The sequence below is a fragment of the Nostoc sp. genome (assembly GCF_036919595.1).
In the GTDB taxonomy this organism is placed as follows: Bacteria; Cyanobacteriota; Cyanobacteriia; order Cyanobacteriales; family Nostocaceae; genus Nostoc.
Window position 1 is genome coordinate 1 of the sequence record NZ_JBALCO010000187.1, and the last position, 12,575, is coordinate 12,575.

At 40.9% G+C, this 12,575-nt stretch carries 8 protein-coding genes and 2 pseudogenes; 5 read left to right on the forward strand and 5 right to left on the reverse strand.

Translation table 11 applies throughout. The features are described 5' to 3' along the window. Positions 1–92 precede the first annotated feature (92 nt). The 5 genes and pseudogenes from V7K21_RS29075 to V7K21_RS29095 form a co-directional block, all read right to left on the reverse strand. Positions 93–203 (reverse strand): annotated as a pseudogene (locus tag V7K21_RS29075) (LD-carboxypeptidase); the annotation flags it as partial. Positions 204–405: 202 nt separating this feature from the next. Next, positions 406–2,847 carry a dynamin-like GTPase family protein gene (locus tag V7K21_RS29080; protein ID WP_335179363.1) on the reverse strand — a complete coding sequence of 814 codons (2,442 nt, stop codon included), beginning with the start codon at positions 2,845–2,847 and terminating at the stop codon, positions 406–408. 371 nt (positions 2,848–3,218) lie between these two features. Further along, positions 3,219–5,054 (reverse strand): signal peptide peptidase SppA, encoded by a 1,836-nt coding sequence (sppA, locus tag V7K21_RS29085; protein WP_335179365.1) that lies wholly within the window; start codon positions 5,052–5,054, stop codon positions 3,219–3,221. A 314-nt stretch (positions 5,055–5,368) separates the two neighbouring features. Further along, positions 5,369–6,418 carry a type 2 isopentenyl-diphosphate Delta-isomerase gene (gene fni, locus V7K21_RS29090; protein ID WP_335179367.1) on the reverse strand — a complete coding sequence of 350 codons (1,050 nt, stop codon included), beginning with the start codon at positions 6,416–6,418 and terminating at the stop codon, positions 5,369–5,371. Between the two features lie 93 nt (positions 6,419–6,511). After that, positions 6,512–6,751, reverse strand: a complete 240-nt coding sequence (locus V7K21_RS29095) for a hypothetical protein (protein WP_335179369.1) — start codon at positions 6,749–6,751, stop codon at positions 6,512–6,514. A 343-nt stretch (positions 6,752–7,094) separates the two neighbouring features. On the opposite strand from V7K21_RS29095, the gene V7K21_RS29100 reads away from it, so the two are divergent. From V7K21_RS29100 to V7K21_RS29120, 5 genes and pseudogenes are all read left to right on the forward strand, one after another. Further along, the gene (locus V7K21_RS29100) at positions 7,095–8,123 is read left to right on the forward strand and encodes a D-alanine--D-alanine ligase family protein (protein WP_335179371.1); all 1,029 of its coding nucleotides are present in this window, start codon (positions 7,095–7,097) and stop codon (positions 8,121–8,123) included. A gap of 134 nt (positions 8,124–8,257) precedes the next feature. Next, a complete protein-coding gene (locus V7K21_RS29105; RefSeq protein ID WP_335179373.1) occupies positions 8,258–9,631 on the forward strand; it encodes an ATP-grasp domain-containing protein in 1,374 nt (457 codons plus the stop codon). 356 nt (positions 9,632–9,987) lie between these two features. Beyond that, positions 9,988–11,316: an ATP-grasp enzyme gene (locus V7K21_RS29110; RefSeq protein WP_335179375.1), complete on the forward strand. Its 1,329-nt coding sequence runs from the start codon at positions 9,988–9,990 to the stop codon at positions 11,314–11,316. Positions 11,317–11,400: 84 nt separating this feature from the next. Next, positions 11,401–11,649 (forward strand): annotated as a pseudogene (locus V7K21_RS29115) (transposase); the annotation flags it as partial. Between the two features lie 35 nt (positions 11,650–11,684). Beyond that, complete coding sequence (locus tag V7K21_RS29120; RefSeq protein ID WP_335179377.1) at positions 11,685–12,272, forward strand: Uma2 family endonuclease; 588 nt, start codon at positions 11,685–11,687, stop codon at positions 12,270–12,272. The last annotated feature ends 303 nt before the right edge of the window (positions 12,273–12,575 follow it).

Sequence of the window (12,575 nt, forward strand, 5' to 3'; positions counted from 1 at the left end):
TAGCACTCGATTGCAATTACTTTACCGTATTTGCTGTGCTGTTTCTTAAATCCTTTACTAGTAAGCCTTTCAAGACTTAACGGGAAAAGTCAGATGGTGTTTGGGGATAGCTTACCTTGGGCGGTAAGTGGTGATATTTGGGTGGCTAGGGTAGCCAGTCCACAGGTTGTGAGAAATTGCCGACGCTTGATAAGGATAACCATTGAGTTGGAGACTGGGGATTAGGAATAGTGACGAATTTTGCTAGAGACTCAAACCCAACCAAGAGTAAATTCGGTTTATTGAAAGAGGGTTATAGCAAGCCTAAATCATTCATCAAAAAGTTAGATCCCCGACTTTTTAAAGAAGTCGGGGATCTGAATACCGCGAATTTTCACAAATCAAATAGTATTGTAATACCTAAAATTAAATCTTTTGTAACACATCGGAAATCACAAATCCATTATCAGCAAACTTACCATCACTGTCAAATAAATCACCAATTACAGGCAAAAGATGGTCATATAATTGCATCGCATTTAAACAACTATTGATGCAAGAAGCTGCTGAATTATATTCGGCAATATTTTCTTCAAGAACACTCAATAATCGTCGATTATTCGCAATTTTTTCTTCAGCTTCTTGTTGCAGTGTTTTCTCTAAATAAGCACGCGCCTGTGGATATTGCTGCAAAATTGCATCTGCTTGCTGATCTGCCATTGGTAACAATTGAGTTTTGAGTGTTTGGTTGATGGTTTGACGGAAAGATTTCCGAATAGTTTGAGAAACTTTTGGTTCAAAATCTAACTTCAATAATTGCCTAATTGCTGGTTCTGCTTCTACGATACTTTCAGCATCGTAACCTTGAGAAGTTTGTAATAAAGTCTGGCGAAATTGATATATGGAAAAAGTGCCTTCATCATAAAATCTCGGACTTTCTCGCACGAAGCGATCGCACTCTACGCTAGCTGCACTCAACAGTGCTTGAGTAACTAGTTTTTCTAAAATTCTGATCTCTAGTTCAATTCCACCATCATTATCTAACAAGCGATATAACTGGCGATAATATTCTGACTTGCGAACCTTTTCAATCAACCGTTGGAAAAAATTGGCGGCTAATTGTTGAGAAGATTCAACCAAAATATCTTCTAATTGATTTGCTAAGTAATAAAATGCCTCTACTAAAATAGCAATTAAAGGTGCAGTAGCGTTGCGAGGATGACTGATGGTTGCACGTCGATAAGCAGAAGCTACAGAAAAAGTATCTAGCAATTCATCCAAACGGCGAATCATTCGTGATTGCAATTGCTTAAAATCTGCTTCAAAAGCATCACAAAAATTATTAATTATTTGGTTAATTTCTTGTGTGATATGCTCAACAAATTCTCTACCAACTTGCTGTAATTGCTGATTTAGACGTTGCAACTCTTGCGCCTTCATCGTTTCAATTTCTTGGGGCTGACTATCTAAATCACGTTGTACACTTTGATAATGTTTCTTCAGTTTAATACAAACATCTTCCAAATCATCAGCAAGATTTTTAAATAATTGTGGACGCTTTTCTTCTGTAAGATAGCGAGTTATAGCTGTGCGAAATTCCTCAGTTCCGCTATCTTGAATTAGCTTTTCTATCAGTTCATTTCCCCAATCTACCAGAATCCGCACATAATTTTGATTTGGGGTTTCAAAGCCGTTAACAGAGACACGGAATTTACTAGAAGACAGCTTTCCTGAATTTACACAGTAGTTGTTAAACGCATAGACAAATTGTGGTGTTTCTTCTTTACCATTTAAACCTTTAATACCTTCTGCGAAAACAGAATCTAAACCAAATCTATCTCGTTGGCTTGTCTGTTTAATCTGACTGCCGTAAAATCCTAATAATCCACTCGTTTTATAAATCTTGCTTGGATTGCGAAATTGCTCATTAATTAAATCATCTAATCGCTGCCGTAGTTGGGTATTATACCAAGTTTCATCGATGCGGTTGAAGATATAGAAAACGCGATCGCGTACTCCCCCATTCTCCCGCATTAATTCCAAAAGTTCTGTTTCTTCTTTTGTCATGTCACCCGCCGAAGCAGGTTTTAGCACACACACCACCGCCGAAGTATCAGGATGTTGAATTTTGGCATAAGTTAGTTGTGCATCTTTCTCCACTGGTGCATCTATACCCGGCGTGTCAATAATTACATTACCATCTTCTAGTAAAGGATGATTACAGTAATATTCTATCCGTTTCAATACGGCACTATTACTACCACGACGCGCATATCCAGCAGCTTCTTTGAGGTTAGAAAAGTGAAATTGCTCCATTGAATATGTAGCATTATTCACCGTGTTGATGCGATCGCGGTTTGCTATATATCCCTCTAGCAATAACATTAACGCCCTCGCCTGTTTTGCACGTTCTGATTTACTTTCACCACCTTCCTGCTGAATAATAGTTTCAGAACCTTGACGTAGCAAGTTAATTACCTCAGCTTGGTTAATATTAGTTACTGTCTTAAATCCTAGCTGCTGACACAAATAAACTGCTTGTTCCCGAATCTCTACTTCACTTAAAAACGTCAAAACAACACGTTCTTGCTCTACTTCTGCATACTCGATTCTGCATTCTGTACCTGTAGCGTGTCCCTCTGCACTGTACAGTAATTCTCTCTCCAACAGTGCATTGATTAGCATTGATTTACCAGCACTAAATGCACCTGCAAACACAATCTCAAACTTTGGAGAAATCGCCTTACTTAAGGAAGTTTGTACAGGTGTAATATCTTGGGAACGTAACGTTGGTTCTTGCTGTAAAAGTTGTAATATAGATTCAACCTGCTCTTTCAAATTTTGGCACTGAAGCGGTAAATTTGACATATTCAGCATCCTGACAATATTTATGTATATATTAGTAACATTTATTGTCTTGATGGTTCAGTAGTATTTATGAGATATTGGATGCGGTTTGGCTGCTGGATATCACCTAACCCAGCGTGAGTTTGACGGATCATGTAGTAACTGCCTAATTAGCATAAATATTGAAACCTCTAAGAGGTTTTACTACGCAAAACCGTTCCTCTCGGACTTCTAAAGGGACAGACTTGAACGAAAGTTCAATGGAGATGTTTGTCGAATTCACATTAACCCACAAATATCATGAGTTTGATTACGACGTTGGCGAGGCCAACCCATGCGCCTCGCCGTAGTCGGTGAGTTGCTTCTTACTGATGCTCAAAAAAGAAAAGTATCTACTCAATTTTCAAGTTGAAAGGCAAGCGGGCGTAAACCCCCTGTGGATCGTTCATCTTTTGTAGAATCTCTACTTCCTGTTGCAGTTTCTGGAATTCAGCGGTAAGGGAATTAGATGGTTTGAGTTGCGCCCCCTCAATTCCTAAAGCAGTCCGCGCCTCTTCAGTTGCACGCCCAAAAAACCGTTCTCCGAAGTTGTTAGTGCGAGGAAACTCTTGCACTTCCCAGTCTTCTCCTAGTTTCGCCTGCTTGGCAGCATATGCGATCGCAGTCTTCAAACCGCCAATTTCATCTACCAAACCAATTTCTTTGGCCGCCACACCCGACCAAACTCTTCCTTGGGCAATTTCTGCTACTTTTTGTTCTGGCAGTTTCCGACCTTGAGAAACTTTATTGAGAAACATATCATAAATGTGGTTAACACTGCGCTGATAAAGTGCCAACTCTTGGGGCGATTTCGGACGCGAAACTGTTTGACTATCAGCATAGCGTGCAGTTTTCACTGAATCCCAGGTGATGCCATTATCATTCGCCAGCTTTTGCCCATTGAATAGCAACCCAAATACACCTATTGAGCCTGTAATGGTATTTGGTTCGGCAAAAATGCGGTTAGAGTCGCTAGCAATCCAATAACCACCAGAGGCGGCGACATCACCCATTGAGACTACAACTGGTTTCGCCTCACGAGTTAATTTCACTTCTCGCTGCATCACTTCAGCTGCGGTAGCACTACCACCAGGACTATTAATCCGTAATACAACAGCCTTCACATCCTTATCTTGTCGGAGTTTGTTGAAGATTTTGGCAAAGCGATCACCTCCTATTTGCCCATCATCACCTTTACCATCGACAATCTCGCCCTCAGCATAAACAACGGCAATTTGATTTTTTGAGTTCCGTTCTACGCCGAAAGATTTGCCGGAAACTTCTGCGTAGCTATTCAAGCTAATTTGTCGGAATGTTTTGTCGTCTTTATCGCTATCTGTCAACTTTTTGAGGTCAGTCACAACTTCATCGGGGTATGCTACTCGATCAACTAAACCGCTAGTTTTGGCTTGTGTGGCTTCCAGTAGCGCCTGATTATCTGCGATCGCTTGTAACTGATTAGGTTCAATTTTCCGACTTGCGCCCACAGCAGTGCGCCACTCTCCCCAAACATCATCCAATAATTTCTGAGTTTGTTCCCGGTTTTCTGGACTCAATTTTGTGAGGATAAACGGTTCAACAGCTCCTTTAAATTTCCCCACCCGCACAACTTGAACACCAATGCCATATTTCTGCAATCCTCCTGCTAAAAACATCGATTGTGAACTCAAACCGTTGACTTCCATCATTCCCAGAGGATTAAGTACAATGGAATCTGCCACTGAACTAACGTAATATTCCTTTTTACTCCAATCACTGCCATAGGCCACAATCTTTTTGCCAGCAGCGCGAAACTCCTCCAACGCTTTCCGAATTTCTTTAAGGGAGGCATAGCCGACGTTACTAACTTGGCTTGTGCTAGTTGCATCCAAATAGATCCCGACAATTCGCGGATCGCGCCGCGCCTTTTCCAAAGTTTCCACAACTTTGCGGAGTGATATCCTTTCGTCATCCACACCTGATATTGTGTTTTGAAACAGTTCGCCTGAACTAGGTTCGCTATCAGTAATTTTCATCGACAAGTCAAAAACCAGCACTGACTTATCTTTCACATATGGTCCACTATCTTTAGAGGAGGTAGCAGCCATTATTAGCAAGAACAGTCCAGTGGTTCCTAGACCACCGAAAATAATTAGTCCTAGTAAGGTGCCAACTAAACTAGCAAAAGTTTGTTTGATAAAATTACGCATTAGTTATTAGTTATTAGTTATTGGGCATTGGGCATTGGGCATTGGGCATTGGGCATTGGGCATTGGGGAACCAGCGCTGCGGTTTTAGCGTTAGCTACTCATCGATGCCAAGCGGTAGTGACGTAGGAACGTCAGCAGTCTAGTCTTCTCCCATTCGTGAGAGGCTAGCGCCAAGGGAGTTTCCCAATTTGAGGTGACTGGCGTCATTGGGAATTGGTCATTGGTCACTGGTTATAACCAATAGAGGACAAAGGACTAATGACAAATGACAAAAGACTAATGCCCCATGCCCAATGCCCAATGACCTACTTAATTTATTCTATGCGCTGTAAACTGTCAGAGTGCTTTAACTGATACAAGGTGGCGTTGCCAGTGCAAAATAAGACTATGGTGATTTCGGCTATTAATACTTCAGCGAGTTCCGCTACTGCTGTTTCTGATGTTGCTGCTGCTTCCAAAAAAGGCATTGCTAAACCAGCTATATCTGCTCCCAAGGCGATCGCTGCTGCAACATCCAATCCATGACGCAAACCTCCCGAAGCAATTAAGGGCACATCTGGAGCGATCGCTCTAATAGTTGTAATGCACTCTGCCGTCGGTAAACCCCAATCGGCAAAAGTCCTCCCTAAGCGACGTTGCAAAGGATTTTCTGCCCGTTCACTTTCTACTTTTGCCCAAGAAGTGCCCCCCGCACCCGCCACATCAATTGCTGCTACCCCAGCGGCGATCAGTTTCTCGGCGATCGCTGCTGAAATGCCGTTACCAACTTCCTTCGCAATCACTGGTACTGGCATCTTATTACATAATTTAGATATTTTGTCAAGCAAACCCCGGAAATTAGTATCACCTTTGGGTTGAATGCACTCTTGTAGAGGGTTAATGTGTAAAATCAGGGCATCAGCCTCTAGGATATCAACTACCCGCAAACATTCATCTAAGCCGTACTTGTAGTTAAGTTGCACAGCGCCCAAGTTTGCAAATAGCAGAACATCGGGGGCATACTTGCGGACAGCAAAAGTATCAGCCACCTGGGGTTTTTCCACCGCTACCCGTTGGGAACCAACACCCATTGCAATTTTGTAGTATTGCGCGACTTCGGCCAAACGTTGGTTAATGATTGCGGCTTGTTCTGTTCCCCCAGTCATGGAAGAAATTAATAAGGGTGCGCCAAGGTGTTTCCTTAGAAAAGTTGTACTGATATCAATATCGTCGGGGTTTAGTTCGGGTAAGCAAGAATGGGTGAAGCGATAGCGTTCTAGTCCATTGGTAATTTGATCACACTGAACATCCTCCTCTAAACAGATCCGAATGTGATCGGCTTTGCGATTCTGAGTTTGTGCAGAGATATTGGTAGGGGCGTTCACTGGTGGGTATGGCTAAAAGTATTTGCGATCGCTATTGTTACATTGTCTGCAATCGTCTTTTTACAACAAAAATATTTATTTTGCTATCTTTAGTCAGCTTGTACCGTAACAGTAGTTGACAATTGTCAAACGATGTCGCTCAAGATAAGTACAGAAATTCTTCGCCTGCTTACCCAAAAATCGGTAAATAAAGCCTGATCTGCCTTTGCTTGCCAGGGTTTCGGGTTTTTTGAGCCGTTTGACGGAACCACCAACAATGCAAGAGATTTTCTTTACCGTTGAAACCAGTCTAAAATTACCCACCAATGGAAAGGCGATGTCTACAACGGGCAACTCTTCGAGACGCGCAAAGAACGTCTACGCAAATTCTTTGACTAAATTCCATACTTCCTGAACTTTGTTAATAATCAATAGTTAGCACATGTAACTATTGATTATTAACAAAGTTTTATATCTAATTTGTTTAGCAGTTTCGCACTCCTGATTAGTCCAAACTCCGTAACGACTGAGGATTATTAAGTTTCAAAGTATATTTATATAGTAAAATAGCAATACAATCTACATATTACTCTTGTTTTTAGAGTTTCCGATTCTATTCTCAAAATCTTCTCACATCAAGTTATTTTTTACAATCGCAGTTGTTATATAAAATATAACAGTAACTAGAAGACGAATCATGCCAATACTTCGTATCCTTCATTTAGCTGGGTCTGCATACAATGATTTTTACTGTGAATTGTCACGTAATTACGCCCAAAGCTGTATAATCGCTACAGCAGATTCATCGCTCTATGACTTTCTGATTGCATACATCACACCTGATGGTCAGTGGCGATTTCCTTCCTCTCTCAGTATTGAAGATATTGCTGTCGCCAAACCGATTTCTCTGTTAGATGCCATACAGTTTATAACAGCGCAAAACATTGACGTTATGTTGCCACAAATGTTTTGTCTCCCTGGAATGACTGAGTACCGGGCACTATTCGACCTGCTTAAGATCCCTTACATAGGCAATACTGCGGATGTTATGGCATTAACGGCTCACAAAGCTAGAACCAAAGCAATTGTCGCAGCAGCAGGGGTGAAAGTGCCTTCTGGAGAACTGCTCCGCCAAGGAGACGTTCCGACAATTACACCTCCAGCAGTCATCAAACCCGCAAATGCTGATAACTCTTTAGGGGTGTCCTTAGTCAAAGAAAAGAGTGAGTATGACGCTGCCTTGAAGAAAGCATTTGAATTTGCAGATGAGGTGATCGTAGAAACATTCATTGAAGCCGGCCGAGAAGTCAGATGCGGTGCCATTGTCAAAGATGGGGAGCTAATCGGTTTACCTCTTGAAGAGTATCAAATAGACCCCCAAAACAGACCCATCCGCAGCTATACTGACAAATTCAAAACACCCATCGAGGGCGACTTGGCTTCAACTGCTAAAAATTATGTCCCAGGTTGGATTGTAGATATTAATGACCCGATCACCCAAAAGGTTCAGCAAGAAGTTAAAAAGTGTCATTTGGCTTTGGGCTGTCGCCATTATAGTTTATTTGACTTCCGCATCGACCCACAGGGACAACCTTGGTTCTTAGAAGCCGGATTGTTTTGTATTTTTGACCACAAAGCGGTGATTTCCTGTACGGCGAATAGAGCGGGAATTCCTTTAAATGAGTTATTTATGACGATGATCAATCAAGCATTGAACATCAACTGATGTGCAAAAAATAACCTTTTTAGCTTTCTTCTAACTTGGAAGAAGCTAATAAGTATTTAATGCAACATATTGCTTATTTCCTTTATTTTTATCTAGCGATGCCACTTAATCACTAACTTGTCACAATTACAACTATGAGAGAGCAGATTTTTGCAATATTCCAAAACTTGGGCACTCTTGCATTATTGGCGATCGCATTTCCCTTTAACTGCACCCTCGTACTAGCATCGTTGCTGTGGAATTTTTTCAGCCGACTGTTCAGCAAGCAAGTGGTTTGGAACGAGAATCCGAAAAATATCTTGATCGGTGGTGGTAGAATGACCAAAACCCTTCAGTTGGCGCGATCATTTCACGCTGCTGGGCATCGAGTCATTTTATTTGATCTCGATCAATACTGGTTCAGTGGTTATCGATTTTCCAACGCTGTGGCTGGCTTTTACACAGTTCCTGACTCGCAAGAAGACTTAGAAGGCTATACTCAAGCCGTGCGAGCGATCGCCAAAAAAGAAAACATAGACTTTTTTGTCCCGGTAGGCATTTTTGCAGCCAGCTACTTTGACTCTGAGCGCAAGCCAGTGTTATCAGGCTATTGCGAGAATTTCCACTTCGATGCTGATACAATGAAGATGCTCGATAACAAGTTTACCTTTGCAGAAAAAGCAGCCTCACTCTCGCTATCTGTCCCCAAAACCTTCCTAATTACAGATTCGGAACAAGTTCTTAAATTCGATTTTGCCAACGAAAAGCACAAATATATTCTTAAAAGTATTGTCTATGACTCTGTTTTACGCTTGGATCTAACCAAGCTACCAATGGAGTCTTACGAAAAAATGGCGCTTCATCTTAAAAGTAAGCCAATTAGTAAAGATAACCCTTGGATATTGCAAGAGTTTATTCCCGGAACAGAATACTGTACTCACAGTACAGTGAGAAATGGGAAATTAACGGTACATTGCTGCTGCAAATCATCTGCTTTTCAAGTCAATTACGAAAACGTTGATCACCCAGAAATTCAAGAGTGGGTGAGTCATTTTGTTAAAGAATTACAACTAACTGGACAAATTTCTTTTGACTTCATTCAGGCGGAAGATGGAACAATTTATGCGATCGAGTGCAACGCTCGCGCTCACTCTGCAATTACAATGTATTACAACCATCCCGGTTTAGCGGATGCCTATCTTAATCAAGAGCCTCTGGCTGAACCTCTGCAACCTCTAAGTGATAGTAAGCCTACTTATTGGCTTTATCACGAACTTTGGAGACTTAATGAAATTAGATCGTTAAAGCAGTTACAAAAGTGGTTTAAAAATATTTGGCGAGGAAAAGATGCAATATTTGAAGTTAACGATCCACTACCGTTCTTAATGGTACATCATTGGTACATTCCTTTACTATTACTCGATAGTTTGCGCTCCTTAAGAACTTGGGTGAGGATTGATTTTTGCATCGGTAAACTCATCCAGTTTGGAGAAGACGTAAAATATAAAACCTTTACAACCGCTAAGTAATAGTCAGCCTACTTATTGGTTTTGACTATGCCAATTCATCTGGTGACACTTGCCAACGACAATTGGTTGGCTTTTATTGGATTCATCTGTGTAAACAACACATTGCTTCAAGGGCAAGTTGACTTGCGCTCAGAGGAGTGATCCAAAAATGGAGAGGCGATCGCTTGTTGCAATCGCATCGTCAAAGATGATTCCCAGTTCCGTGTAAGTGTTCGGTGTCAATTCGAGACGGGTTGACGATCATATATGCGAGTGGAGGAAAGCATGGAAACAAGGGCAGGCTCGTATCTCCTTGTCTCCTTAACCTTTTTTGATCCACCAGCGAATGATTCCACTATTATGTAACAATTATAATTATGAGAAAGCATATTTTTGTTGTGTTCCAAAACTTGGGCACTCTTGTATTGCTAGCGATCGCATTTCCCTTAAACTGCATCGTCGTCTTAACATCGCTACTGTGGAACTTTCTTAAGCAACCATTCAGTAAGTCAACTGTTGTTAACCCCAATTCCAAAAATATCTTGATTGCTGGCGCTAGAATGACTAAAACTCTTCAGCTAGCGCGTTCATTTCATGCAGCAGGGCATCGGGTTATTATAATTGACATTGAAAAATTCTGGTCAAGTGGTAATAAATATTCCAACTCTGTTGCAGGCTTTTATACCGTTCCTGATCCAAGCAAAGATTTAGAAGGCTACATTGAAACCCTACACGCGATCGCCAAAAAAGAAAAGATCGACTTTTTTATCCCGGTAGCCATTTTTTCTGTCATCCACTATGATCACGGCAAGCCACCATTACCAGATTGTGTAGAGTTTTTCCACTTCGATGCTGATGTCACAAAGCTCCTGGATGACAAGTTTGCCTTTGCCGAAACAGCGCGCTCGTTCGGTTTATCTGTCCCCAAATCCTTCAAAATTACCGATCCCGAACAAGTCATCAACTTTGACTTTTCTCAGGAGAAGTGCAAATACATTCTTAAAAGCATCCCCTACGATCAAATACGTCGCTTGAATCTCACCAAGCTACCTTGCGATACACAAGCAGAAACAGCAGCATTTGTCAAGAGTCTGCCCATCAGTGAGGAGAATCCCTGGATTATGCAGGAATTCATTCCTGGAAAGGAATACTGCACTCACACTACCGCGCGAGATGGAGAATCAAGAATGTATTGCTGCTGTGAGTCATCCGCCTTTCAAGTCAACTACGAAAACGTAGATCAGCTAGAAATTATGCAATGGGCAAGTCATTTTACCAAAGAATTGGGAAAAACCGGGCAACTTTCCTTTGACTTCATCCAAGCAGAAGACGGAACTGTTTACGCGATTGAGTGTAACCCCCGGACTCACTCCGCCATTACTATGTTTTACAATCATTTAGGAGTAGCGGATGCCTATCTTGGTAAAGAGCCTCTGGCTGAATCTTTGCAGCCTCTTGGTGATAGTAAGCCAACTTATTGGCTGTACCACGAAGTTTGGCGGCTGAATGAGATTAGATCGTTTAAGCAACTGCAAATCTGGGTAAAAAACATCAAGCGGGGGAAAGAAGCAATTTTTGAGGTGGGTGATCCCTTACCCTTCCTGATAGTACATCATTGGCAGATTCCCTTACTGATTCTCGACAATTTACGAAGACTTAAAGGTTGGATAAGAATAGACTTTAATATGGGCGAACTTATAGAGTGATACCAATCCGCATTCTAAAACGTAATATTGGTAAAATGAAAAACTAGAACAGTAATTGCCAGTAGTGGTTTCTCAGTAGCAGGTATTGATAGAAGCATTCCTAATTTTGTATTAGAATTTGTACCTGCATATAGTCCTGATTACAACATCATCGAATTAGTCTGGGATTTATGTAAGGAATACATTGCTCATTGTCTATTTCAATCAGTAGATGAGTTGAAGTATTTACTAGATAAGCTATTGAATCAGGATGAGTTAGTCATTAAGTGGCATAGGAAAATCAAAAAAAAGGGGAATAGAGACTATGTTGCAATTGAATGCCAACTAGCTTAACATACTCATTTCCCCATTTTGTGAGGTTAATTAATATGGTTTTACAAATAGAAAAGCGTTACTACACCCCAGAAGAATATTTGGAATTTGAAGATAAGGCTGAATATAAAAATGAATACAAAGACGGAGAAATTATACCTGTGACAGGGGGAACAACCAACCACAATAAAATTGCAGGTAATTTTTATAAAAAATTTCCCCTGACAGTGCAAGGTCAAGCTTATGAGATCTATATAGGCGATGTGAAATTATCAATACCTCGTTATCGCCTTTATACTTATCCTGATGTTATAGTCATCAAAGGTAAGCCTATTTATGAGGGAACAGGTACAACAACTATTATTAATCCCTTGTTAATTGTTGAAGTCTTATCAAATTCAACTAAAAATTATGACAAAACAGATAAATTTAAATATTATCGCTCAATTCCTGGTTTTCAGGAATATATTATGATTGACCAGTATAGTTTTGCTGTGGAACAATTTGCCAAGCAAGCAGAAGGACAATGGATTTTTAAGGAATATGAAGGTGAAGAGGCAGTTTTAGTCCTAGATTCTATCGATTTTCAAATTGCCTTGCGTGATATTTATGAACGGATTGATTTTGAGTTGATTGAGGAATAAAACAGCGGATAAATAGGGAGTTAGGGCGAGCGCAACAGAGGCGGTAATTACAACGGTAGAACCGTGATACCAATTCTGTATGAAGATGCGCCAAACTACATGAGGAACGAACCGCAAAGGACGCATAGACACGTTCGCGTTGGCGGAGCCTCTCGTAGAGAAGCGTCTCTAAGAGTTGTGGCTTCCCGCAGGGTAGGACACAAAGGAATAAGGGACTTCCAAAGAATAAATTATTCCAAGAAAAACAAGAGACAGGTTTTTCAAGAATGATAATCATTTTAAGGGGGAAGAAAAGGGGTTGCC